The sequence below is a fragment of the Nostoc sp. CCY0012 genome (genome assembly GCF_963920855.1).
In the GTDB taxonomy this organism is placed as follows: Bacteria; Cyanobacteriota; Cyanobacteriia; order Cyanobacteriales; family Nostocaceae; genus Cyanocohniella.
In genome coordinates this window covers 51,803-76,905 of the sequence record NZ_CAWUDM010000014.1, presented here as the reverse complement: position 1 = coordinate 76,905, position 25,103 = coordinate 51,803, and the positions used below count along the sequence as shown (strand labels likewise).

Annotated in this window: 20 protein-coding genes; 11 read left to right on the top strand and 9 right to left on the bottom strand. The window is 40.6% G+C overall.

All coding sequences use genetic code 11. The annotated features are described in order from the left end of the window. The first annotated feature begins 55 nt into the window (after positions 1–55). The 4 genes from ACM0OS_RS05850 to ACM0OS_RS05835 all read left to right on the top strand — a co-directional run bounded on the left by ACM0OS_RS05850 (position 56) and on the right by ACM0OS_RS05835 (position 3,407). On the top strand, positions 56–970 hold the full coding sequence (locus ACM0OS_RS05850; RefSeq protein ID WP_414542225.1) for a metallophosphoesterase family protein: 915 nt from the start codon (positions 56–58) through the stop codon (positions 968–970). Positions 971–1,036: 66 nt separating this feature from the next. Continuing rightward, a complete protein-coding gene (locus tag ACM0OS_RS05845) occupies positions 1,037–2,290 on the top strand; it encodes an AAA family ATPase (protein WP_414542224.1) in 1,254 nt (417 codons plus the stop codon). Then, entirely contained in the window at positions 2,287–2,934 is a 648-nt protein-coding gene (locus ACM0OS_RS05840; protein ID WP_414542223.1) for a retron system putative HNH endonuclease, read from the top strand. Before ACM0OS_RS05845 ends, ACM0OS_RS05840 begins: the two co-directional genes overlap by 4 nt. 155 nt (positions 2,935–3,089) lie before the next feature. Then, positions 3,090–3,407, top strand: a complete 318-nt coding sequence (locus ACM0OS_RS05835; protein WP_414542222.1) for an antibiotic biosynthesis monooxygenase family protein — start codon at positions 3,090–3,092, stop codon at positions 3,405–3,407. A gap of 112 nt (positions 3,408–3,519) precedes the next feature. Here the strand turns inward: ACM0OS_RS05835 and pcrA are convergent, their stop codons facing one another. The 4 genes from pcrA to ACM0OS_RS05815 all read right to left on the bottom strand — a co-directional run bounded on the left by pcrA (position 3,520) and on the right by ACM0OS_RS05815 (position 10,771). After that, positions 3,520–5,850, bottom strand: a complete 2,331-nt coding sequence (pcrA, locus tag ACM0OS_RS05830; RefSeq protein WP_414542221.1) for a DNA helicase PcrA — start codon at positions 5,848–5,850, stop codon at positions 3,520–3,522. A 114-nt stretch (positions 5,851–5,964) separates the two neighbouring features. Then, positions 5,965–7,680 (bottom strand): ATP-binding protein, encoded by a 1,716-nt coding sequence (locus ACM0OS_RS05825; RefSeq protein ID WP_414542220.1) that lies wholly within the window; start codon positions 7,678–7,680, stop codon positions 5,965–5,967. A gap of 574 nt (positions 7,681–8,254) precedes the next feature. After that, a complete protein-coding gene (metK, locus tag ACM0OS_RS05820) occupies positions 8,255–9,517 on the bottom strand; it encodes a methionine adenosyltransferase (RefSeq protein ID WP_414542219.1) in 1,263 nt (420 codons plus the stop codon). 249 nt (positions 9,518–9,766) lie between these two features. Then, the gene (locus ACM0OS_RS05815) at positions 9,767–10,771 is read right to left on the bottom strand and encodes a phosphoribulokinase (protein ID WP_414542218.1); all 1,005 of its coding nucleotides are present in this window, start codon (positions 10,769–10,771) and stop codon (positions 9,767–9,769) included. Between the two features lie 1,199 nt (positions 10,772–11,970). On the opposite strand from ACM0OS_RS05815, the gene petH reads away from it, so the two are divergent. From petH to ACM0OS_RS05785, 6 genes are all read left to right on the top strand, one after another. After that, positions 11,971–13,314 carry a ferredoxin--NADP reductase gene (gene petH, locus ACM0OS_RS05810; protein WP_414542239.1) on the top strand — a complete coding sequence of 448 codons (1,344 nt, stop codon included), beginning with the start codon at positions 11,971–11,973 and terminating at the stop codon, positions 13,312–13,314. A gap of 191 nt (positions 13,315–13,505) precedes the next feature. Further along, positions 13,506–14,801 carry a homoserine dehydrogenase gene (locus tag ACM0OS_RS05805; protein WP_414542217.1) on the top strand — a complete coding sequence of 432 codons (1,296 nt, stop codon included), beginning with the start codon at positions 13,506–13,508 and terminating at the stop codon, positions 14,799–14,801. A 133-nt stretch (positions 14,802–14,934) separates the two neighbouring features. After that, on the top strand, positions 14,935–15,972 hold the full coding sequence (locus ACM0OS_RS05800) for an S-layer homology domain-containing protein (RefSeq protein WP_414542216.1): 1,038 nt from the start codon (positions 14,935–14,937) through the stop codon (positions 15,970–15,972). A gap of 201 nt (positions 15,973–16,173) precedes the next feature. Continuing rightward, the gene (locus ACM0OS_RS05795) at positions 16,174–16,473 is read left to right on the top strand and encodes a DUF433 domain-containing protein (protein WP_414542215.1); all 300 of its coding nucleotides are present in this window, start codon (positions 16,174–16,176) and stop codon (positions 16,471–16,473) included. Further along, positions 16,470–16,835: a DUF5615 family PIN-like protein gene (locus ACM0OS_RS05790; protein WP_414542214.1), complete on the top strand. Its 366-nt coding sequence runs from the start codon at positions 16,470–16,472 to the stop codon at positions 16,833–16,835. The genes ACM0OS_RS05795 and ACM0OS_RS05790 overlap by 4 nt, the downstream gene beginning before the upstream one ends. Before the next feature lie 159 nt (positions 16,836–16,994). Further along, entirely contained in the window at positions 16,995–17,327 is a 333-nt protein-coding gene (locus ACM0OS_RS05785) for a hypothetical protein (protein WP_414542213.1), read from the top strand. A gap of 165 nt (positions 17,328–17,492) precedes the next feature. Here the strand turns inward: ACM0OS_RS05785 and ACM0OS_RS05780 are convergent, their stop codons facing one another. The 3 genes from ACM0OS_RS05780 to ACM0OS_RS05770 form a co-directional block, all read right to left on the bottom strand. Continuing rightward, positions 17,493–17,930, bottom strand: a complete 438-nt coding sequence (locus tag ACM0OS_RS05780; protein ID WP_414542212.1) for a CAAD domain-containing protein — start codon at positions 17,928–17,930, stop codon at positions 17,493–17,495. Between the two features lie 966 nt (positions 17,931–18,896). After that, the gene (locus ACM0OS_RS05775; protein WP_414542211.1) at positions 18,897–19,355 is read right to left on the bottom strand and encodes a pentapeptide repeat-containing protein; all 459 of its coding nucleotides are present in this window, start codon (positions 19,353–19,355) and stop codon (positions 18,897–18,899) included. 313 nt (positions 19,356–19,668) lie between these two features. Next, a complete protein-coding gene (locus tag ACM0OS_RS05770) occupies positions 19,669–20,532 on the bottom strand; it encodes an alpha/beta fold hydrolase (RefSeq protein WP_414542210.1) in 864 nt (287 codons plus the stop codon). Positions 20,533–20,736: 204 nt separating this feature from the next. Here ACM0OS_RS05770 and ACM0OS_RS05765 point away from each other — a divergent pair, with 204 nt between their 5' ends. After that, complete coding sequence (locus tag ACM0OS_RS05765; RefSeq protein WP_414542208.1) at positions 20,737–21,165, top strand: DUF2358 domain-containing protein; 429 nt, start codon at positions 20,737–20,739, stop codon at positions 21,163–21,165. A 92-nt stretch (positions 21,166–21,257) separates the two neighbouring features. Here the strand turns inward: ACM0OS_RS05765 and ACM0OS_RS05760 are convergent, their stop codons facing one another. Beyond that, positions 21,258–21,674 carry a DUF29 family protein gene (locus ACM0OS_RS05760; RefSeq protein WP_414542207.1) on the bottom strand — a complete coding sequence of 139 codons (417 nt, stop codon included), beginning with the start codon at positions 21,672–21,674 and terminating at the stop codon, positions 21,258–21,260. Positions 21,675–21,716: 42 nt separating this feature from the next. Next, the gene (gene uvrA / locus ACM0OS_RS05755; protein ID WP_414542206.1) at positions 21,717–24,593 is read right to left on the bottom strand and encodes an excinuclease ABC subunit UvrA; all 2,877 of its coding nucleotides are present in this window, start codon (positions 24,591–24,593) and stop codon (positions 21,717–21,719) included. Positions 24,594–25,103: the final 510 nt, after the last annotated feature.

The following is a 25,103-nucleotide window of genomic DNA, read 5'->3' as shown; positions in this document are numbered from 1 at the left end:
TCAATGCTCTTGCTACTTGGGCTAAACTGACTAGTTAATGAGTTCTGGTGAGTTTATGAGCCTGAAACGCCGTCAATTTTTATTTTTAAGTAGCCTCGGCACTCTGGGTACAGGAGTTCTCGGTTGGACGTTAACTCGTCAAAATAATCAAGTTGCGAATATTGCTGACTCAACAGTCATCGCCGCCACCCCACCCCAAAATGAATTGCTATTACGTTTTGCCTCCGTTGCGGATACGGGAACTGGCGCTAAAGGTCAATATGCTGTAGCTGAGGCGATGAATTTTTATCACCAGCGAAATCCTTATGATTTGGTAGTTTTAGCTGGAGACAACATTTATAATGATGGCGAAATTGAAAAAATAGGTGCAGTTTTTGAGCGTCCCTATGCAAATTTACTGTCTCAGGATGTCAAATTTCACGCTTGTTTAGGCAATCATGATATTCGCACTGAGAACGGTAACCCACAAATTAAATATCCCGGCTTTAATATGCAGGGGCGTTATTACACATTTCGCCGTGACGCAGTGCAATTTTTTGCTTTAGATACTAATCGTAATGCTGATTGGAAAAACCAAGTAATTTGGTTAGAACAAGAATTAAGCCGCAGTGATGCACCGTGGAAGGTAGTATTTGGGCATGACCCGTTTTATTCATCAGGACACTATGGTGTGAGTCAATCACTGATTAAACGCTTTGTACCTTTATTTAAAAAGTACAATGTGCAACTTTACATCAATGGACACGACCATCATTATGAGCGCACAAGTGCTATTGAAGGCACAACTTATTTAACTACTGGTAGTGGTGCAGGTGTTCGTCCTACAGGGCGTTCTAAGTGGACAGAATATTCTGCTGAAAGGTTGGCTTTTGCTGCTTATGATGTATATCCCGATAGGATTGAAGTCAATACAATGGGTACTGATAAAAAGATTTTCGACAAAGGTGTCATTAAGTTTAAATCTGTTTAATCACTGATATATTTTTAGGGTGGGCATCTGCCCACCAAATACATTGCATTCAGTTGAGTTAAAACTATGAAAGTCAAGCGCCTAAAAATGCAATCATTCCGAGGGATTGGCGATTTGACATTGGAATTTGATGAAAATGAACCAACTGTACTGATTGGTATTAACGGTGTAGGTAAATCGAGTATTCTGGATGCAATATCCCTCTTACTTTCTCGTTTTCTGGAATGGATTGGAGGTGTTTCTCCAACAGAAAAACTAAGAGCATTCAGTGAACAAGATATTTCTAATAAACATTCATTCACAAAACTAAATATTACGGCTTCATTAAGAGGTGTAGAAGAAGATTGGGAAATATCCCGAATTTATAATGGAGTATCTCAAGATTCAGGTCATAAAAGGATTAAAGCGGCTGCTAATGCAATTTGGCGACATTGGCAAAATGAGCCTGAATATAATCTACCATTAGTAGTATATTATTCTGTAAATCGTGCCGTTATTGATATTAGTCTAGAAATTCCTAAAAAAACTCAGTTTAAACAAATAGATGCTTACGAGAAAGCACTCATAGGTAATAGAAATGATTTTTCTAGCTTTTTTCAATGGTTTAGAAATCGAGAAGATTTAGAAAGTGAGTTGCTAAGAGATAACCGTGATTATCAAGATATACAATTAGAAGCAGTCAGACAAGCCATATCTTTATTGATACCCAGTTTTTCTAACTTACGTGTACGGCGTTCTCCCTTAAGAATGACTGTAATTAAGCAAGGTGAAGAACTGATAGTTAATCAATTATCTGATGGTGAGAAGTGCTTGCTAGCAATGGTAGGAGATTTAGCAAGGCGTTTAGCAATTGCTAACCCAGGTTTAGAAGATCCATTGCAAGGTAGTGGAGTGGTGTTAATTGACGAAATTGAACTACACCTACACCCAAAATGGCAACGAGAAATCATTCCAGCTTTGACACGAACATTTCCTAATTGTCAATTTATTGTAACTACACATTCACCTCAGGTAATTAGCCATGTTAAACCTGAAGGAATTTATATTTTAGAAAAAACAGATAATGGTGTTATTGCCAAACGTCCAGAAAGTTCTTTTGGTAAAGATAGTAATAGTATCTTAGAAGACCTGATGGATGTTCCTGAACGTCCACAAGACATTAAAGAAAGGCTTTTAGAACTTTTTAGATTAATTGATTCTGGTAATTTAGAAGGTGCTAAACAATTACGTCAACAGTTGGTTAATGATATTGGTGCAGATGAACCAGAATTTGTCAAGGCAGATGTACTCATCCGGCGCAAGGAAATTCTTAATCGATGAAGTACATTAGCAAAAGCCACGAGCCAACAGAGTTTTCTAGTTGGAAAGCTTTAGAAAATGATCATTGGAAACCACGTTGGGATAATTTTCAAGCACCAGAAAAACCTATTCTGCATGATGCTTTGCTAAAAGAACAGGGTTATATCTGTTGCTATTGTGGAATGCGTATCACTAGAACAACTAGCCACATAGAACATCTCCAACCTCGCACTAACTATCCACATTTGGCACTAGAGTACAGAAATTTAATTGCTTCATGTCAAGGAGAAAGTGAAGAACCTCCTCTAGTTCCAGTACATTGTGGTCATAAGAAAAAATATTGGTATGATACGCTTTTAATGGTTTCGCCTCTGGAAATAAATTGTGCAGATTTTTTTCAATACCCTGCTTCTGGCGAAATTTTGCCAACAGATGACTCCTATCAAACAGCTGCTGCTGAAACAACAATTGAGAAGCTTGCACTTAATATTAACAAGCTGCAAAAAATGCGAAAGGCGGCAATTGATGGTGTATTACTAGATATTGATGCTTTAACTGATGTAGAAATACAGCAGCTAGCTCAAGGTTACGACAAACCTGATGGCAATGGACAATATACGCCGTTTTCTACTGCAATTATCTATTTACTGAAGAATTATTTTTAATTTTTTAAGAGGTTAAAGAACGCATTATAGTGTTTCTCAATCTAGTGAGGTACGTTTTTAAAGCTGCTTGTTTTGATATAAAAGGTTCGTGTGTACTTCAGTTGCCTAGGAAATGCTATGTAGTAAATCACATCAATTGGACTCAGGAAAAGTTAATGATTTTAGAAGCAGTAATGCTGAATATCAAACCCGGACTGGAAGATGATTTTGAATCGGCTTTCAAAAAAGCATCTAGTATTATTTCGTCAATGAAGGGATACTTATCTCATGAACTTCATAAATGTATAGAAGTTCAAGGTAAATATTTGTTACTTGTCAAATGGGACAGTTTAGCAGCTCATACTGTAGAATTTAGAGGCTCTAGTGAGTATCAAGAGTGGAAAAAATTGCTACATCATTTTTATGAGCCATTTCCCACTGTTGAACACTTTGAAAAAATAAACCTTGTCTACATTGAGAACTGTAGTTTGTAGTCAAGATTATGAGATTGCTTCCTAGCGTCGCAATGACAAAAACTCCACTTTTCACGATGGACGAGGTTGAGCTTCATTTTTCACTCGTTTATTTTTATAGAAAACAAAAATATTACTCCACTTTTTGCAACTGCGCTATCCTGGGGTCAACAATTTTTTGCCCCAAACTGGCAAATTTAATTGCCACAGACACTTTATTCGCTTCACCGAATACGTGCGTAATTTCACCAATACCAAAAGTTTTATGTAAGACGCGATCGCCTACTTGCCAATTAGAGGGTGTATAGGGCTTACCACCAGCTTTAGCAGCAGTTTTGGTCTGTGTATGTCGTCCTTTATTTCGAGTAGCTAATAGTTCTTCTGGCAATTCATCAAGAAACTGCGATCGCATGGCGGGTTCTCGAGAACCATACAAGCGACGTTCACGGGCATATGATAAATATAACCGTTCTTGGGCGCGAGTAATGCCGACATAACACAATCGGCGTTCTTCTTCCAATGATGCTGGGTCGTTCATGGAACGGTAATTGGGGAATAGTCCCTGTTCTAACCCCACCAAAAACACCACGGGAAATTCTAACCCTTTGGAAGAATGCAATGTCATCAAAGATACTGCTGTTTGCCCTTCCTTGAGGTTATCTAAATCAGAACTGAGGGCGGCACTTTGCAAAAAGGCGGGAAGAGATACATCTTCGTTTTCGTTCTCTTCTTGGAATTGTAGTGTGGCGTTGTAAAGTTCTTGGACGTTTTGGATGCGGTCTTCGGCTTCATCTGTGCCTTGGTTTTGCAAGTCTTTAATGTAACCAGACTCTTCTAAAAGTCCCGTCAGCAACTCGGAAACTGGAACTGTTGCTACTTGTTGTTGACAGTTGCGAATCATGGCTGCAAAGTTATTTACAGCCTTAGCGGAACGTCCAGCTAATGTATTGACTGAGGTTTCATCGCTAATAATTTCCCACAAATTTGTACCTAATTGCTGGGAGGCGTTCACTAAGTTGTCAATGGTAGCTTTACCAATTCCTCGCCGGGGAGTGTTAATCACTCGTAATATACTGACTGTATCCGAGGGATTAGCGATCGCTCTTAAATAAGCTACAACATCTTTAATTTCTTTGCGATCGTAAAATTTCATTCCTCCCACCACTGTGTAAGGAATTTGATTCCTCACCAACAGTTCTTCAAAGGGACGTGATTGAGCGTTGGTACGATAGAGAATGGCAAAACTTCCCCAATCTAACTCGGGGTTTTGGTGTTCTAGGGTCTGAATTTGCCGAATGACAAAATCTGCTTCGTCTAATTCATCATCGGCTTTGTGACAATAAATCTGCTCACCCTCTCCCCGTGTGGCTTTGAGGACTTTATCAATTCTTTGGGTGTTATTTTCAATTAATTCATTGGCTGCTTGGAGAATATTTTCACAAGAGCGATAATTTTCTTCTAACTTCACCATTGACCGGGTATCTTCATCTGGCAAACCATCGCCAAAGTCTTGCTGAAATTCCAGCAAAATCGTGAAATCTGCCATTCTAAAGCTGTAAATAGACTGGTCAGCGTCACCCACAACGAAAACCGAGCGATTGCGCCATTCCCACGCACTCTTTTCGTTTTCTCCATTCGTCACCAATAGACGAATCAAGTCATACTGTGTGCGGTTGGTATCTTGATATTCATCTACAAGAATATGCCCAAATTTACGATGCCAGTAACCTAATACTTGCTCGTTTTGCTGAAATAATCTTGTAGGAACTAAAATCAAATCATCAAAATCGAGAGCATTATTTTCAGCTAACCTAGCTTGATAAGTATCATAGACATTAGCTATCACCCGTCCCCGATAATTTGGTTGTTCGCGCTCGAAGTCTTGAGGCGATAAGCCTTGGTTTTTGGCGTTACTGATAGCGTAGCGGACAGAACGGGCATCAAATTTTTTATCGTCTAAATTTAACTGTTTGGTGACGATATCTTTCATCAGACTTTGAACATCGGATTCATCAAAGATAGAAAAATTGCGATTCCAACGCCGTCCTTTTTCATCTTGGTATTTTTCAATATCAAACCTGAGTATCCGAGACAATAAACTGTGAAAAGTCCCACACCACAAGTCTTTAATGGTGTTTTTATAGACCTGCGATCGCAATTGTGTTTGTTGGTATTGTGTTAATAAATCAAACCGTTGACCATGTTGTTTCATGGCCAATTGTTCCGCAAATATTTTTTGAATCCGTTCTTTCATTTCCCGTGCGGCTTTATTCGTGAAGGTCACCGCCAGGATATTTTCTGGATGGACACGATGTTGGAGAATCAGATTAGCAATGCGATAAGTCAGCGCGCGTGTTTTACCGGAACCTGCACCAGCAACAACTAACAATGGGCCGCAGTAATGTTCGACGGCTTGTCGTTGGCTGGGGTTAAGGTGGCTGAGGAAATCAATGGTGGTTGTCATGGGTAATCAGGGCGACTGAGCAAAGAACCGCTTCTTCTGAGAGTATCGTAATTACCAACTACAATTCTAGATTAATCAAAAACTTCTAGGTATTAGTCGTGTCCACATTCTCTATCAATCTTGCACAGTCAATGGTAGGTGAACAGTGAAAGTAGACCCAACCCCAAGCTGACTTCTAACCATAATTTCACCACCCATCATATGGCAAATGTGGCGGCTAATTGCTAACCCCAATCCCGTACCGCCATATCTTTTTGTTGTTGATGTATCCCCTTGTGTAAATGGTTGAAATAACTGTTTCTGTTGACTAATAGACATGCCAATACCAGTATCGGCCACGGTGAAGCTAATCACACCTAAAGGAGCATCTGGGAATATGTCTGTCTTTTCGCTCTGAATTGTTAGGCTGACTTTGCCATTGGTGGTAAACTTGGCGGCATTGCTGAGTAAGTTTAATAACACTTGCCGCATCCGAGTTTGATCTGCGTACATTGTACCCAAATGCTCATCACAAGAAACTTCCAGAATATTGCCATTCTTGTCTATAGCGGATTTGACTGTATGTACAACGTTATTAATTAAGGTGGTGATTTGAAACGTCTCTGGGTAGAGAGTCATTTTTCCGGCTTCAATTTTGGACAAATCAAGGATGTCGTTAATCAGGTCTAGCAGATGTCTACCGGCCGAGTTGATTGTTTCCAGGTCAGCGATGAAGTCTCCTGATAAGTTTAAATCAGTAGCGTCATCTTGAAGCAGTTGACTTAAGCCAATAACTGCATTTAATGGTGTGCGTAACTCGTGACTAACATTTGCTAGAAATATACTTTTTGCCTTGCTAGCAGCTTCTGCTAATTCTTTAGCTTGTTCTAGTTCTTTAGTCCGTTCAGAAACTCGTTCAATCAGACGGTTGAGCGATTTGGCTAATAAGCCAATTTCATCTTCCGTAGTTACAGGAGCGCGTAAATCAAAATTAGATTTTCTGGCTACTTGTTCAGCTACTTGGGTAACAATGATTACTGGTTCGGCGATCGCTCGACTAGTACGCCAGGCGACAATGGCTGCAATGGCCACTGACACCAGCATACTCATCATGACAATCAGTCTTTCAACTTGCTTGGCCTGTTCTACATCTTGTTGTCTTTTTTCTTCTTCCCCTTCGGCAGTTTGTAGAATATTGTTCAATCTAGACCTTAAACTATCTAGCTGCATGGCAGTTCCACCACGCATAATTTCCAGCAACTCATCGCGGGCGATCGCTACCTGCTCTTCCTCAGAGTCATTTTCTTGTAGAATATCCTCTATTTGCTTAACGTAAGATTCTAAGCTTGTTTTATATTCTCGTAATAAAGCCTGTAAATTATCACCAGGTACTGCTAATCCACGAGGATTCCTGGTGACAAATTTAGCAATATCTTGCTCCAATCGTTTTGCTGTTTCTACATTCTGGAGAAATTGATTTTTTTTATTTAGCAGTTGTTGTGAATTGTCCAAAACTGCAACTAAATTGGAGCTATGCAATTGCGCCCCTAATACTGCATCTTTATAATTTGTGAGGAGTTGTCTTTGCTCTTGGGCTTGATTGAATTGCCTAATTTCTCTTCCTCGGTAGTAATTAGCGATTACTAACCCAGTTAATGAACCAAAAAAGCCAATTCCAATTGCCACAAAATATCCGTAGCCAATTTTCTGATGTATGCGCCAGGAACTGGCTTTGAGTTTCCCTCGCGTGGGAAATTCAATAGTCGGGAGTTCGTCTATCGAAGACTCTTCGGCTGGCACGTTTTTACTTTCTAAACTGCTGTCAAAAGGGATTGGCTTTTGAGTTTGCATCCCCCAAACCTCCTTACCCTCCTGCAAATATGACCGCATCATTTTTGTTGGTACGATCAAATTGATTAATGATTAACATTATCTTCTTTTATAAAAATCTCACAAATTTGCTTACTAGATAATTTTCCTGAGTACATTAATCTTGAATAAATTTTGATATGAATGTTTACACAGATACCTAGTGAAAGCAAAAACCCCTGGTTAGTAAATATCTTTGTCGGCGGTGATGGCTGTTTTCTTTTCACCACTATTCTTGACGCTCGGTCAATTGTGATGATATCCTGACCATTGATTGACAAGCTACCCTATCTTAACTCTAATCCTGGGGAATCTATACATAGTTCTCATACAAAAATTTCTATTTATTGTTTCCGTCGGAACTACAAATCAACTATATCCTAATAGAAGCAATAAATCACAGCATATCTTACCATAAAGTGAACAGATACTCAAATAATTTCATTGAGTATCTGTCCTGGTTGAGAAATAGTTAACGTGGGTACTTAAAAAAAAGATGAGGAAGCAAGATTGTGGTACTAGCCCAAAGTCTTGCTCCCTAAACCCTAACTTTTTACTAGGCGATCGCTGCCGATAACTGTTGAGTTACAAGTTGCTGCAACAATTCCGCCTTATCGGTACGTTCCCAAGGCAAATCTAAATCGTTCCGCCCCAAATGACCGTAAGCCGCGATGTCCTGATAAAAACGTCCGCCTCGTTCACTGGGTAAGTTACGTAAATTGAAGACATGAATAATCCCAGCCGGTCGTAGTTCAAAGTTTTGTTTGACTAATCCCAGCAAGATTTCATCATCCACTTTGCCCGTACCAAAGGTATCCAGAAAAATGCTCACCGGTCGTGCTACACCAATGGCATAACTTAACTGCACTTCACATTTTTCTGCTAGGCCAGCGGCCACAATGTTCTTGGCCACATAACGAGCAGCATAAGCCGCAGAACGGTCTACCTTTGTGGGGTCTTTACCCGAAAAAGCGCCACCACCATGTCGGGAATAACCACCGTAGGTATCCACAATAATTTTCCGTCCTGTCAGACCAGAGTCACCTTGGGGGCCACCAATGACAAATTTGCCAGTGGGGTTGACTAAAAAGCGTGTTTTTTGATCTGGCTTAATGTCAATGTCACCGAAAATCGGTTCCACCACCACTGACCACAGGTCTTGTTTAATCTTGGCTTGAATTGCTACTTCATCTGTTATTTCCCCGATAGCTTCTGTGTGCTGCGTGGAAATCAGAATCGTATCAATACCTACTGGATACCCGTTTTCGTAAGCCACTGTAACTTGTGTTTTCCCATCGGGGCGCAGGTAGGGTAATTTACCTGTTTTGCGTACTACTGCTAGTCGGCGAGCAATACGATGCGCCAAACTGATAGGTAAAGGCATCAGTTCTGGTGTTTCGTTACAAGCGAAGCCAAACATGATACCTTGATCACCCGCGCCAATGGTATCAAATAGTTCATCACTATTTTGTTGGCGTGTTTCATGGGCGGTGTTAACACCTTGGGCTATATCGGGTGATTGTTCGTCTAAAGCTACCAGAACGCTGGTGCTGCTGGCAGAAAAACCATTTACAGCATCTAAATAGCCAATTTCAGCTATTTTCTGACGAGCCAGGTTGACGTAGTTGACGTTAGCCTTGCTAGTAATTTCACCAGTTATTAATACTAAGCCAGTATTAACTACTACTTCAGCGGCTACACGACTGGTAGGATCTTCCGTCAGTAAGGCATCCAAAATCGTATCAGAAATCTGATCGCAAATTTTATCTGGATGACCTTCGGTAACAGACTCGGAGGTAAATAAATAGCGACGAGACAAAGAGTATTCCTCCTTCAAAATAATTGTCGCTGGCTAAATTTGAGATATTTTAGTTCAGCTACTAATTTCTGAAATCATAACAATATTGACACACTCAGTAGTTAGTATTTGATTTGTTTGCGAAAAATTACTAATTTAGATTCGGTATTTTGTCAGAAAATTTAAACTGTAAAATAAAATATTATTTCCAAAATGAAAAAGGGGGTCACCCGGAAGCACCCCCAAAGCTTTGACACAAATACTGCTGCTTTAAACTTGAACCGCTAGTTTTGCTTCCTTTGCTGTCAACCGTTCGTAAGCGGCGCGCATTTTCAAGCCTGTCAGCACTTGGAACAAACCAGTTCCGTTGTTGGAACCTGGGTACTCACGGTGTTGAAGTAGCAAGTGAGTCATTTCACCATCGTATTTGGTGGATGTCTTGCTAAGATGGGTTTCGATATAAATAACTTCTTCCAGGTTGTCGAATTGACCGTCTACTTCTAATACTGAGACGTAGCGACCGTAGTAAACATCTGAACCATAGTACACTTGCATACCAGGATAGGAACAAGTCAGCTTACGTCCGCAAGGAGTCCAGTTAATTGTTGAACCTTCATCAAACAAGTAGCAAGGCTCAAAGCCTTCCTTACCTTCACGTTGGAGCATCCGTACCCGCAGTACTTTACGCTCTGTATCGTTTTTGATCAGGTTTGTGGGTAGTACCTGGAGAACCACATCAGCAAATTCTCTTTGTGGTTCGATGAATTTTTCAAAGTCTGGTTTACGAGAATTGATTTGAGCTAAAACATCTTCATAGCGATGTCCTCTTTCTGCCATATCTCGCTGGATTTTCCAGGCAATTTTCACTTCATCGCTGATGTCAAAATAAACGCTGAAGTCGAGCAGCGATCGCACCCGTTCATCATATAAAGGATGTAGACCTTCAACCACAACAATGTGATTCGGCTCGATGCGTTCTGGTGGGTCAATCATGCCGGTTTCGTGGTTGTAAATCGGCTTATCAATTGCTTGACCTTCTTTCAGCGCTTTAATTTGCTCATACATCAGGTCAAAATTGTTTGCCCTGGGGTCAAGTGCAGTTATCCCTGTTTCTTTGCGCTGTTTGCGATCTAGGGAATGATAGTCATCTAAGCAGATGACAGTCATAAATTCTTCACCAAATAAATCTATTAAACGACGCAAAAACGTAGATTTACCGCACCCGGAGTCTCCGGCTACTCCAATCAATACCACGCGTTCCGGCTTATTTGTCATAAATCTCCTCTAAATACTAAATGTGTCAATCAATATTTTTTCACACAGCAGATTTTCAAGCCAGGAGTTTACCCCATTGGTTTATCCTGCATTCTTGCTACTCAGCAGGTATATGGAATATTTAGACGGGAAACAAACAACTAATTATGTTGTTACTCGTCTTACTGAACCTTAATTCACTGCTGGTAAGTATTTAATCCTAGTGGTATATTAGATTTTAACAGAAGGGGGTATTCTGTAACAAGGTTTACTGTCAAGAAGAATCCATTGCTTCAACAATCATCCTAATGGTTTAGTAATTGGTTTTAATAGCCATCTCACTACCACCGCAAAATGTTGTGTCAACGTCGTATACTTACTTTTGCGCTTTATTCAGCAAGTTTATAAGTATAATTTACTTTGGGAGCAAATTTTTCCAACTAGGCAAATTTTAATTTTCACTCTGACAATTCTCTACACCTTTCAAGTCAGAATCTATCTAAAGAATGAGTTGGTTAGTCAATTCTCAGGGATTTAGAGTATGAGAGGATATTTTTGGGAAAATACTCAAATTTAGTAAGCTACTGATAGAGGTTGACAGATGTTTCACATCAAGTGAAACTGATTATAGTTGCTTATATTACTTGCGTCATCGGTTGTATAGAACCAGATAAATTTGGTTTTGCCAAACCTTTGCTTATTTGACAAACCGGGATGGGTAACCTCCTGGCTTTGCATAGATGCTAGGTCAATGGACAGCCTGTGAAGCGCGAACTTCTTACCTGAAGGTAAAATCTGCCGTCATGCCGCCTACGGTTAACGGGAAAATGCACAAAAGGTAAGCACATGAGAGGCAAAATGAGCTGTGGCTTCTGCTAATCAGAGTTGCCTTCTTATGCTATATGTCATTGCATCTTGCCCTTTGGGTAGTTGAAAACTATCTCCTGAATTTAGGAATAGTAATTCACGAAAAAAAGATTAAATTGACTCATTATTAACATTCTCCCAAAGACATATCCCTTACCTTAGAAGGTGAACAGGTGTGTTTTTTGCTATGCTTGCATGTCTTTGGTGAGTGTACCTAGCACGGCATTAATTTATGGTGCCGCTTTCCCAAAGCGCCAGTTTTGGTAGCCAAAATTCGATAAACTAAAGCTGGATTGTGATGGGAATAGTTTTTTTTGAGAAACGGTTAAGTAAAAATCGGAGTGGTAGAACGAATGTACAATCAAGGTGCTGTTGAGGGTGCTGCCAACATAGAATCAGGTAGCCGCATCTTCGTTTACGAAGTGGTGGGTCTGCGTCAGAACGAAGAAACTGATAAAACGAACTACCCAATTCGTAAAAGTGGCAGTGTGTTCATCAGAGTGCCTTACGACCGCATGAATCAAGAAATGCGACGGATCACTCGCCTAGGCGGCAAAATTGTTAGTATTCATCCTGCAAGTGTTCTAGAACAACTTAATGGTAAAGCGGCTCATGAGAGTGCTGATAACCATCAAGAGGCTGTAGTCACATCTGAGAAGACTGCTGACAGTGAGGGAAATGGTAAAGCCACACCTGTGAATGCGAATAGTGAAGTTAAAGGCTTCGCTAAACCATCTGCTGAAGAACAGCATAAGAAGAAGGACAAAAAAGGCAACACCATGACTCAAGCGAAAGCCAAGAAAGGCGCTGACGTTCCTGTCAACACTTACCGTCCTAATGCTCCATTTATTGGTAAGTGCATATCTAATGAACCGTTAGTAAAAGAAGGCGGGATTGGGATTGTTCAGCACATTAAGTTCGACTTGACTGGCAGTGATTTAAAGTATATTGAAGGCCAAAGTATTGGGATTATTCCTCCCGGTGTAGATAAGAACGGCAAGCCAGAAAAACTTAGACTGTACTCCATCGCCTCAACTCGTCACGGCGATGATGTCGATGATAAGACAATATCACTGTGCGTTCGCCAGTTAGAATACAAGCACCCAGAAACAGGTGAAACAGTCTATGGTGTTTGTTCTACTCACCTGACTCAGCTCGAACCTGGGGCAGATGTAAAAATCACTGGCCCAGTAGGTAAGGAAATGTTGTTACCCGATGATCCTGAAGCCAAGGTCATCATGATGGCAACAGGCACAGGTATTGCTCCCATGCGGGCTTATCTGTGGCGGATGTTCAAAGATGCAGAAAGAGCAGCTAACCCAGAGTATGAATTTAAAGGATTTTCTTGGCTAATATTTGGTGTTCCCACAAGTCCGAACATCTTATATAAAGAAGAACTGGAAGAAATGCAGGAAAAGTATCCTGATAACTTCCGCCTTACCTATGCCATCAGCCGGGAACAAAAAAATCCCCAAGGTGGCAGAATGTATATCCAAGACCGTGTGGCAGAACATGCAGACGAGCTGTGGCAACTGATTAAAGACGAAAAAACTCACACCTACATCTGCGGTTTGCGTGGTATGGAAGGTGGCATTGATGAAGCCCTAACCGCTGCTGCTGCTAAAGAAGGAGTAGTCTGGAGTGATTATCAAAAAGAACTCAAGAAAGCTCATCGTTGGCACGTAGAGACTTACTAAGTTAGTTATTAGTCATGCGACTAAGGTGGCTAATATCAGGATAATAAGTGGGGTGGGCATTGCTCACCCTACAATTGTTTTATAGGGAATAGCTGAGAAAATAGTTCTAAGTGCTTGATTTTTCCCAAAGCTGTGATTAGCAGGGTAATTATTATAGATACTCAGCATTAAAAAAATAGGGTGCAAAATCTGTGGGTGTGAAACTAGGAATATTAGGATTAGGCACTGTCGGCACAGGTACGGTGCAATTATTACAAGATTTAGTGGGGCGTAACCCATTATTGCAGGAGATAGAAATATATCGGGTGGGAGTACGATCGCTTGATAAGATCCGTGAAGTCGAATTACCTGCGGAGGTAGTAACCACCGATTTAGAAGCCATCGTCAGCGATCCGGCTGTGGATATAATCGTTGAGGTGATGGGTGGACTAGAACCAGCGCGATCGCTTATTCTCCAAGCCTTAAAAAATGGTAAGCACGTCGTAACTGCCAATAAAGCGGCGATCGCTCGGTTTGGTGCCGAAATTTTCACAACTGCCAACCAAGCCGGCGTATACGTCATGCTAGAAGCTGCTGTTGGCGGTGGTATCCCTGTGATCCAACCCTTAAAACAGTCCTTAAGAGTTAACCGTATTCATACTATTACTGGCATCGTTAACGGTACAACTAATTACATCCTCACACGGATGCAAACCGAAGGTAGCGACTTTAGCGATGTCTTAGCAGATGCCCAAAGACTAGGTTACGCCGAAGCTGACCCTACCGCGGACGTAGAGGGCTTAGACGCAGCCGATAAAATTGCCATTCTCGCCTCATTGGGCTTTGATGGCCGCATCAACCTCCAGGATGTTTATTGTGAAGGGATTCGGCAAGTCAGCAAAACAGATATTACCTACGCCGAAAAATTGGGATTTGTGATTAAATTACTAGCGATCGCTAAACAATCTACTCCCTCTTCCCCCTCTTCTTCCCTTTCCGTCAGAGTTCATCCCACCTTAGTACCCAAAGCCCATCCATTAGCTAGCATTAACGGCGTTTACAATGCCATTCTCGTAGAAGGAGAACCCATTGGGCAGGTAATGTTTTTCGGGCCCGGTGCGGGTGCGGGTGCTACAGCCAGTGCCGTAACCTCGGATATTTTAAATTTAGTCGCTGTCCTCAAAACCAGTACAGCCAACCCCAATCCATTATTAACCTGTGGACACCAAGACTACTGTCAAATTGCCCCAATGACAGAGCTAGTAACGCGATTTTATGCCCGATTCCTGACCAAAGACCAACCCGGCGTCATCGGTAAATTAGGTACTTGTTTTGGCAATCATGGCGTCAGCTTAGAGTCAGTTGTGCAAACAGGCTTTCAGGGAGGACTAGCAGAAATTGTAGTTGTCACCCACGATGTCCGAGAAGGTGATTTTCACCAAGCCCTAGCTGAAATTCGTAATTTAGAAGCGATAGACAGTATACCCAGTCTGCTGCGAGTGCTGTGATGTGGGGAGTGGGAGGGAAGACTTTGGACGCGTACTAAAAACTAAAATTATTCTCCCTCATCCCCCTCATCCCCCTCATCTCCCTCATTGTTGTAAAGTAGAAACAAATTTTACTGTCCCCAGGGTATTTACGATGACAAATCGACCTCCTTCCGAACAGGAGTCATCTCAAAAAACTGCCCTTGGCTTTGATGAATTTATCGCCATTCTGGTTGCCTTTTTGACTTTGGGCGGAATTTTGTTTTGGTCAATTTTTCGCAGTGGTTCTGGCTGGGATTTTCAGCTATTCCCGAATGTATCTCCTACTACTGAACCTCAACCGGGTTCAACATCTCCCTTACCTGGGTTGGAACCCAGTACAGATAATAATTTCCGTACATTTTCATCACCTTCAGCAGATACAACCGTTGTTGAACCTAACACGACTCTTCCCCTAGGGCCCCTGCCTACCTTAGCGCCCTCTGAAGCACCACGTATGCAAATACCTTTCTTCCGGAGGAGCTTTGAGTCATCCCTTAAATCATTACCGTTGCCTTTAGTCGCTCCTGCTGAGAAAAAGTCAACTATTCCCCCACCAGTTGCATTTAATGATGTCCCCTCTGATTTTTGGGCAGGTCGTTTTATTGATGTTCTTTCTTCTCGTGGCATTATTAAGGGCTTTCCAGATGATTCTTTTAGACCAAATCAACCTGTAAACCGGGCTGAATTTGCTGCCATTCTGCAACAGGCTTTTAACCAAACTACGACTAATACAACCATATCTTTCACAGACCTACCAGCTAACTCCTGGGCAACACCAGCGATTGAACAAGCTGTTGGTACTGGTTTTTTAAAAGGTTACCCTGACCAAACATTTCAACCAGAAGAAAAGATTCCCAGAGTGCAAGTTTTAGTTGCTCTTGTTAGTGGTTTGAATCTACCAGAACCGGAGGAGTCATCTCAAGTATTAAGTATCTACGAAGATGCTCAAGAAATTCCTCAATACGCCATTGACAAAATAGCCGTGGCTACAGCCAATGACCTTGTTTTTAATTATCCAGAATCAAATATTTTGGCTCCTAATCAAGAAGCCACCCGCGCTGAGGTAGCTGTCATGGTTCATCAAGCTTTGGCTTTAAAAGGCAGGGTAGAGAAAATTTCTTCTCAAGATTACCCGCGATTATCTCAGTGAGCTTAAACAGGGAGTAGGGGGAATTTTTGTTAATGACCCTACTCTTAAGATAATTGCAGCTCAGTTCGCAGAGGATCTACAAAATAAGTTCCAGAGTAAATGCGATCGCCTCGCTGCTGTCTTTGGCATATCGCCTGAATTCATCCGTACGATAAGATTAATTTAGGCCATGTCAGGACGAAATTTTACAGGAGAAAAACCTTGGTAACTAGCATTGATATCGGTACGCTAATTACAAGAGATCCTAAATTGCATGGAGGTTGTCCCATTATTGCAGGCACAGGCTCATCTGTGCGCCGAATAGCAGCTTTGTACAAGCAAGGTTACAGTGCAGAAGAAATTGTGGCTGATAAACCTCATTTAACGCTAGTACAAATTTATGCAGCATTAACTTACTATCACGCTAACCAAAACGAAATTGATAGAGATTTGGCGGAAGAAAAAGCAGAGTATGAACGCTTATCTACACTCCACTACAGTCAAAACAAGAGTCAACAATGAGTTTGATTCGTTTGTATTTAGATGAGGATGCAGAAAGTCACAGACTGTTGCAAGCTTTACGTGTTCGTAATGTGGATGTAGTTACTGTTACAGAAGTAGGAATGATATCCCGTAATGATCCAGACCAACTGAATTGGGCTTTAACAAATCAACGGGTAATTTACACCTTTAATCTTAAAGATTTTTATCGATTACACACACTATTACTAGAAAGCGGGGAATCTCACGCGGGCATCATTTTGGCACAACAAGGTTATTCTATAGGTGAGCAAATGCGCCGCCTTTTAAAGATAATTGCAGCTAAATCAGCAGAAGAGATGCAAAATCAAGTGGAATTTTTGAATGCTTGGGGTGAAGAATAGGTGAGGCGATATCTCTCATCAGTGATAATGCGATCGCCTATATTTTACAAGTCCTTGAGTAAGTGCGTAGACTTGTAGCGGCTTGTCGTTAGATATTGTCTTTGATCAATCAAGGTGCGATGGGGTTTTACAATTCAAGTGTAAGTTGTCTTGACTTTTATGAACTTTCCTCCCCAACTCCAGCAAAAAATTAAAAAATGGGCAAGCAGTCAAGGAATATCAACTGAGGAATTTGTCTTACAAGCCATTACAGAAAAAATTGCGGCTCTCAGTCAGCGACAGATAGAAGAAAATACTCAACTAAACTTTAATCAAGCAAACGTCTATTGCAAAGATGGGATTTTAGTTGTAGAAGCAGAATTACCAGCAAATTTGGATATTAATACCTTTATAGATGAGTTGAGAGAAGAACGCATTCAGAATCAAAGTAGTTGCTTAAGACATCGCACTTACCTAACAGAAGACGCCCCAAAGGGCGCCTTAAATACATAAACAGTAGCTTTTGTCAACAGCTACTTGATAAAACATCTACCCTAAATTGACATACTCCCCCGCATAAATGACGGGGGATTCTGGGTTCAAACAGCAAGCTCCAGGGGAAGGGCTTGCTCCCCCTGCTCCCAGCCCCCCTTCCCCTCTGCCTCTTCGGTGAAGGTATTAAGCTTCTGGAAGGTTTTTGCCGACGACTTGTGATTTGAGGGTTGTAATTTCGTCAGTTAACTCTCGGCGGGTTGTAGCTTTGAGTAAATAGCGGTAAACAAACCAAGCAGAGTAGCCAATACCAATCAACTCAAAGGTCGGTGCGACTAAAGGAACATCATTCAAAGCGTCTAATATTGCCAAGAGTACCTTAACCGAAACAATTGCTGCGACAATTAAGCCAACACTAACTAGGGGCTGTTTATATTGATTAAAGAAGCTTCCCAGATATTCGGGCAGTGTTGCTAAAAAGCCAGAAATTTGTTCACCGTATTTTTGCCATTGCTCTTGAGACTGCACAGGAGGCTGGAGTTTGGTAATAGTTCCTGTTTGGTTGTTGATATTTGGCACTGCGGCCTCTGTAGATTTGGTTTCTGTGAATTCTGGTTCTTGCATTTTCACTCCCAATAAATTTAACAGTTGAGTTTATCTAATCCGGACAGTTACAACCACAAGGCTGTTGATTAGGCAATGCACGAGGATATCGGTACACCTGAGTTTGAGGCACAAAAGGGTTTAGTTTCCTATAACCATAATTGCCCCGTATGCTCTACTGCATCAACTACAAGGTAGACAATCAGTAGGCAATATAGAAGTCAGAAGGCAGCAGGATATATTAAAATCAGCTTTCTGAGTTCTGGATTTTGTGAATCAATATAGAATCCTCAGGTTGTGATTATCCCATACCGTGTCAATTGCTCATAATCGTACTCATTTGAGTACAAATCATGCAAAAATCAAACCACCTCTCATTTATACAAGCATAAACGCCGATTTTATCTGATATTAAAGCTATCTTAAGCCGCCTTCGTCAATTAGCTCATTGGTCATTGATATTAATATGTAATCTCAGTTTTTATGTATGCAAACGAACTAGACATAATGGCTATTTTATGATATGGGAATGGAGTCAGTTTTGATTGGCAATATAGTAGGACTGCTACTTTTTCTAGATTAGGACAAGTAGACAAATTTTGTTAGTGCTAACCAAAAAAGTTTTTACACAAATTGCGGTCTGTGCATCTACACGCAATCACATCACAGGTAATACGCCTAAATAGCTGGCAATATCCTAAAGATATGGATTGGATTAATCTGAGCGCTAATGCTAAGGAATGAAGTGTAAAGTAAGCACGGCGCTGATACAGGATATCTTGACACTCTCGACCCTTTGCTTGTGGAATGCTCCACCAATACACTAATAAAACCGCAGCGCGATCATCTTCTAGGTGGCGTATTCACACTTAATGAGCAACTAGAAGTCACCAGAGGTGTAAGGATAATGCTTGCCAAACACAATTCATCTGAATCCCTACACCTGGCTAAATTTATAATTCTTTACATCAATCTACTTAGTTCAGCCTAGTCCCAATCTGGGAACATATCTGCGTCTTCGCCACCAATACCAATACCAGTGTGATAGATTTCTGCGTCGGTAATGATCATGTGATCCATCGATGCTCCATACACATTGGAATCGTAAATCTGAGCGCGAGTCAGATTTGCACCGTTGAGATTAGCATTCTTAAAATTAACGTTGGTCAGTAAGGCTGAAGTTAAGTTTGCACCTTTCAAATTAGCATCAGTTAGGTCTGCACCTTCGAGATTGACTCCTTCGAGGTTTGCTCCTTCGAGGTTTGCTCCTCGTAAGTCAGCACCAATTAAATGAGCGCCACTAAGGTTAACTTTGGAGAGATTACACTGTACACATTCTCTAGTGAAATGTAATTTTTGTAAGTCCTGGGAATTCCCAGCGTTCACAACACTAGCAAAAATTAGGGGAGTTGCTAAGGCTAGAGTGGCGAATAGCTTGAGTTTCATAATTTTTTCCCCTTCGTCATTAGATTAAATCCGTTCTTTTCCTCACGATTGTATTATCTCACTAAATTTATAAAAATAGTTGATTTACTATACAAATTGATATTGATTTACAAAAATGTCTTTATGCTGCCAGAAATACTGTTGCTTATGGTTGTAGGCATTGGCTATCCGATAATTTTTGCCAAAATAACGCCATTAAATTAAAGTTAAATCTTTTTAAGAAGCTGTGCCACTTGGCATAGTTGAACATGAGATATTGACTAGTATTCTCTTAATACCAAATAGCACACAGTATAAACATTTAAGTAGTAGTTTAACGTACCAGAAATTCCCTCATATACTGATTAACCAAATCAGGGTTTTCCTGCTGAACCCAATGTCCGCAATGGGGAATATACTTAATTTGGAAGTCTCTAACATAAAGTTTTGTGTCGTAAGTCAGTTCTTTTCCTAGTGCAGTATCGTTTTCTCCCCAAATCATTAATGTAGGCATAGTCAAAATTCCCCAATTTTCAGTGAGAAAAGGTTGTTGAAAAATGTTACGATAGTAGTCCAACATGGCTGTAACCGCGCCACGTTTAGCCGCAGCATTTTTATAAGCGTCAATATCTGCTGGGGTAAAAGCATTTTTATTAACTGCTGTGCCTTGAAAGATATGATCAATGACTTGATAATCTGAAGATTGTAGGATTAATTCTGGTAGCCAAGGTAGTTGAAATAAGAAGATGTACCAGCTGCGTAGCAACTGCTGAAAAGTGCGTAAACCTTGGGAAAATTTAGCAGGGTGAGGGAGGTTGAGGATAATTAATCGCTCTACCATTTCCGGGTGAGCATAGGCAAAAGACCAAGCGATCGCACCGCCCCAATCATGACCAACTAATATACACTTGTCATATCCTAAGCCTTTAATTACCCCCTCCACATCTTTGATAAATTCATCCATGACATAAGCTGATTGCTCTTTGGGTTTATCGCTGTCGTTGTAACCGCGTAAATCCAGGGCGACGACTTGAAAATATTTGGCGAACTCTGGGATTTGATGCCGCCACGAATACCAAAACTCAGGAAAGCCATGTAACATCAGCATTAATGGCCCTGCTCCTTGGGTAACGTAGTGCAGTTTCACCTCATTGGTGGTGATATATTCGTGTTTCCAGGAATTTTGGATTACAGACATATGTTGTATTTCTTCCAAGTATGATGTGAGTATTGTCAAAATTATGGGTTGAGTTTTGGGTCAATACATCTGTTAAGCGACAGTTTCGTATAGTGATTCTCCCTAAACTAGATATGGGGTTAAGTCAGCAAACTATCACATTAAGTAGTATGTCAAGTCAAAGGGGATTGACAAAAAGCCCTTCATTTGTAGAGGAAAAGACGCGTGAAATCTCAATTACAGGTTGAACAGGTAATTAATACTCTGAAGTCAGATTTACCAACACTGTTTAAAAAAGATATTTCCTATGATATTTATACGCAGGATATTTACTTTCAAGACCCGGTAAATAAATTTAAATGGAAATTCAACTACCGCATTATATTTTGGACATTGCGATTTCACGCCCGGTTATTTTTTACGCAAATTTATTTTGACTTGCATGAAGTCTCTCAGACAGCCGAAGATACTATTTTAGCTCAGTGGACAGTTCGGGGAGTCTTACGTGTTCCCTGGAAAGCACCGCTATTTTTTAATGGCTATTCAACATACAAACTTAACCAAAATAATTTAATATATCAGCATATCGATACATGGGATCGCCCACCAGGAGAGATTTTACAGCAGTTTTGGCAAAGGGAAGAAAATAACTAAAATATTCTCCTGATGTGGCTGTAAACATAATTTTTCGACATTGCAGATTTTGGAGATGATTTCTTTCACGCCCCAGGCGCAGAAAGGTTTGCTTAAATTAAATTTAAAGCTTCTTGAATTATGCTCTGCTGATTGACCACTTCACGTAATTCATCTGCTGAATATTTACCTTCAAAAACTTCTAATGCAGCCTTTCTTAATGCTGATTCATAGGCATCTTGTAAAGTTTCTAGTAATTCGGCTTCGGTTAAATAATTCCCCTTAGTCTTTGGTCGTTTATTAGTGCGTTGAATTTGCTTAACAGCATTAAAAATAGAAGTTTCCCAAGACCTAGTTGTACGTTTCTCTGCTGCTTGTTTAATTAAATGCAATAAAACGATAATCCCATAACTAAAAATTTTATTCAGCTTATCAGATTTACTCATTTCCTCCAATTCTTCTACCAATTCCAATGCTTCGGGAATTTTCCCCTCCTGTAATAATTCCTTTAACATCAATAACTCTTCCATCCTTTCCTCTCTTCCTGCGCGACTTTGCGTGAAATATAACTCCTACTTCTTCACCGCCGGATACTGCTGTAATACCTGTTGTAAATATTGCCCAGTATAAGACCTAGGATTTTTTGCAACTTCCTCTGGCGTACCCACACCAATAACTTCTCCGCCTTTATCGCCACCTTCTGGGCCTAAATCTATCACCCAGTCAGAACAACGAATGACATCTAAGTTGTGTTCAATGACTAAAATTGAATTACCTTTATCTACTAATCTTTGCAACACATCTAACAATTTATGGACATCATAAAAAGATAACCCTGTGGTAGGTTCATCTATTAAATAAAGTGTCTTACCTGTGGCGCGGCGAGAGAGTTCTGTGGCTAATTTTACTCGTTGCGCTTCTCCACCAGATAAAGTTGTAGCAGGTTGTCCCAGTTTAACATAACCTAAGCCGACATCATATAAAGTTTGCAAGCGGGTCACTGCTTTGGGAATATTTTGAAAAAATTCTAAACTCTCCTCAACTGTCATATTGAGAACATCAGAAATAGACTTATCTTTGTATTTCACCTGCAAAGTTTCGCGGTTATATCTCGCACCTTTACATACATCGCATTGCACATAAACATCGGGAAGAAAGTTCATTTCAATGACATTTACACCTTGTCCGCTACAAGCTTCGCAACGTCCACCTTTAACATTGAAAGAAAATTGTCCTGGTTTATATCCCCTAGCTTTGGCTTCTACTGTTTGGGAAAATACATCTCGAATCGCATCAAAAATGCCTGTATAAGTTGCAGGATTAGAACGTGGTGTGCGTCCTATGGGAGATTGGTCAATCACAATTGCTTTATCAACAGCATTTAATCCCTTAATTTCTTGTAGGTGTTTCGGTAAAGGAACTTTTTTGGTGAGATGATGTTGTAATGATGGATAAAGTAATTCATTAATTAGGGTAGATTTGCCAGAACCAGAAACACCAGTCACGGCGACAAGTTTACCTAAAGGAATTTCTACATCTATATTTTGTAAATTATTACGATGGGCATTTTTAATGATTAAACTGCGCCCGTTTCCTTCTCGACGTTCTTTTGGTGTATGAATTACCCGTCTCCCAGATAAATAAGCACCCGTCAAAGATGCTTCTGCTGCTAGTAAGGCTTGTAAATCACCTTGGGCGATAATATTACCACCATGAATCCCTGCACCAGGGCCAATATCAACAATATGATTGGCTGCACGAATGGTTTCTTCATCATGTTCAACTACGATTAAAGTATTACCTAAGTCGCGCAATTTAGTTAAGGTTTGCAGTAACCGTCCATTATCTCGTTGATGCAAACCAATACTCGGTTCATCTAAAACGTAAAGTACGCCAGTTAACCCAGAACCAATCTGCGTTGCTAAACGAATACGTTGAGCTTCCCCTCCAGAAAGGGTCATGGCGGGACGGTCAAGGGTGAGATAATCTAAGCCCACATCTAACAAAAATTGCAATCTAGCTTTGATTTCTTTTAAAACTAAATCTGCAATTTGTATTTGCCGATCGCTTAACTTTAACTGATCAATTCTTTGCTGACAATCCCGAATCGATACCCCTGTTAATTCTAAAATGCCATATTGTCCCAACCGTACCGCTAAAGCCTCTGGTTTTAAGCGTTTCCCCCCACAAACCTCACACGGCTGGTCAACTAAATATTGCTCTAACTTCTGCTTAACTAACTCAGTCCCACCTTCATATTGCCGTTGTAAAATGGGAATCGCACCCTTAAAATTCTGTTTTCTTTGGGCTGCTGTGGTTCCTTCGGTGTTCTCTCCATACAACACAGTCTGCTGTTGTTCTACCGTCAGATGATTCCACTTAGCTTGCAACTCAAACCCATAAGCCTGTCCCACACTATAAAGCAACTCCAGATAATAAGAATTGTCTTTTTCTGACCAAGGCGCGATCGCAGCGTAAACTGGTGCTTCTGGGTCAGGTACAATCAAATCCGGCGCAAATCTTTTTAAAGTCCCCAAACCGTGACAGTGGGGACAAGCACCATAAGGTGAGTTAAACGAGAACAAACGCGGCGATAATTCTTCCATCACCGCCCCGTGGACTGGACAAGCAAAGTTTTCGGAAAATACTAATTCTTCTTCTTCTCCACTTTCATCTGTCACCAGAATGTTAGCAATACCACCAGACTGCTTTAAGCACGTAGATAAAGAATCTACCAAACGCTCTTGAATACCGGACTTTTTCACCAAGCGGTCAATGACAACTTCAATGGTATGTGTCAAATTTTTATCTAACTCTATGGAGTCAGACAGTTCCCGTACTTCCCCATTAATGCGGACACGCACAAAACCCTGAGATGCCAAACTAGATAGTAACTTGCGGTGAGTACCTTTTTTACCCCGGACAACTGGGGCGAGAATTTGGAACCGGGTACGATCTGGTAAATCCGCAATGCGATCGCACATTTCATCAATGGTCTGGGGGGCAATAGAGCGATCGCATATGGGACAATGAGGTTCACCCGCACGACCAAACAATAGTCGCAAATAATCGTAAATTTCCGTCACCGTCCCCACAGTGGAACGAGGATTATGGGAAGTTGATTTTTGGTCAATGGAAATCGCCGGACTTAAGCCTTCAATGGCTTCCACATCCGGTTTATCTAATTGTCCGAGAAATTGTCGGGCGTAGGCGCTAAGGGATTCCACATAACGCCGTTGACCTTCCGCAAAGATGGTATCAAACGCCAGAGAAGACTTACCCGAACCAGAAACGCCAGTAAATACAATCAGGCGATCGCGTGGTAATTCCAAGTCAATATTTTTCAGATTATGCTGCCTAGCACCCCGAATGCGAATGGTATTCTGGCTGTTGTAGTTGGGGTAGGGAAGATGTCCATTTAAGGAAGAGGCTAGCTTTTTATCTGACATATTGACTGGCTGATAATGAGAGGCTGCGGGCAACAGTTCTTAATAATACTATCTTTACATTAGTTATAGTAGAACATAAGTACTGCTTTAGGTAGTGATTGCCCCATAAGATTATTTATCAGCTTGTGTGATATTAACTAGTCTTTGGCTTTACAGGTATTAATTAAATCGGTATTTATATGTAAATAGCATTTGTAATCAATTAAGAGTTTACATAATTAGTATTTCTGTATACATTAAAGCAATTATTTATTTATTCCTCCAAAAGTCTTATTGGATAAGAATTTGAGCGATTAAATACTTAGAAAAATAGACAATTCATACTTGAGCTTTATGAACAAAAAATTACACTAATTTTCCAAGTAAATCTCAGAAATCAGTACAAATACCATATACTATTTTTTGTATTAAATGACACAATATTTTTTACATCCTGCGATGAAATCATGGTGGGAACAAAAAATATAGGGGATTGAGTTAACAGCTTAAATAATTTCATTTGCTCGTGAA

Bases quoted from the DNA above. Each gene is read 5' to 3' on its own strand.
- ACM0OS_RS05850 (WP_414542225.1), top strand. From the start codon at position 56: ATGAGCCTGAAACGCCGTCAATTTTTATTTTTAAGTAGCCTCGGCACT.
- ACM0OS_RS05845 (WP_414542224.1), top strand. From the start codon at position 1,037: ATGAAAGTCAAGCGCCTAAAAATGCAATCATTCCGAGGGATTGGCGAT.
- ACM0OS_RS05840 (WP_414542223.1), top strand. From the start codon at position 2,287: ATGAAGTACATTAGCAAAAGCCACGAGCCAACAGAGTTTTCTAGTTGG.
- ACM0OS_RS05835 (WP_414542222.1), top strand. From the start codon at position 3,090: ATGATTTTAGAAGCAGTAATGCTGAATATCAAACCCGGACTGGAAGAT.
- pcrA (WP_414542221.1), bottom strand. From the start codon at position 5,850: ATGACAACCACCATTGATTTCCTCAGCCACCTTAACCCCAGCCAACGA.
- ACM0OS_RS05825 (WP_414542220.1), bottom strand. From the start codon at position 7,680: ATGCAAACTCAAAAGCCAATCCCTTTTGACAGCAGTTTAGAAAGTAAA.
- ACM0OS_RS05815 (WP_414542218.1), bottom strand. From the start codon at position 10,771: ATGACAAATAAGCCGGAACGCGTGGTATTGATTGGAGTAGCCGGAGAC.
- petH (WP_414542239.1), top strand. From the start codon at position 11,971: ATGTACAATCAAGGTGCTGTTGAGGGTGCTGCCAACATAGAATCAGGT.
- ACM0OS_RS05800 (WP_414542216.1), top strand. From the start codon at position 14,935: ATGACAAATCGACCTCCTTCCGAACAGGAGTCATCTCAAAAAACTGCC.
- ACM0OS_RS05790 (WP_414542214.1), top strand. From the start codon at position 16,470: ATGAGTTTGATTCGTTTGTATTTAGATGAGGATGCAGAAAGTCACAGA.
- ACM0OS_RS05785 (WP_414542213.1), top strand. From the start codon at position 16,995: ATGAACTTTCCTCCCCAACTCCAGCAAAAAATTAAAAAATGGGCAAGC.
- ACM0OS_RS05780 (WP_414542212.1), bottom strand. From the start codon at position 17,930: ATGCAAGAACCAGAATTCACAGAAACCAAATCTACAGAGGCCGCAGTG.
- ACM0OS_RS05775 (WP_414542211.1), bottom strand. From the start codon at position 19,355: ATGAAACTCAAGCTATTCGCCACTCTAGCCTTAGCAACTCCCCTAATT.
- ACM0OS_RS05770 (WP_414542210.1), bottom strand. From the start codon at position 20,532: ATGTCTGTAATCCAAAATTCCTGGAAACACGAATATATCACCACCAAT.
- ACM0OS_RS05760 (WP_414542207.1), bottom strand. From the start codon at position 21,674: ATGGAAGAGTTATTGATGTTAAAGGAATTATTACAGGAGGGGAAAATT.
- uvrA (WP_414542206.1), bottom strand. From the start codon at position 24,593: ATGTCAGATAAAAAGCTAGCCTCTTCCTTAAATGGACATCTTCCCTAC.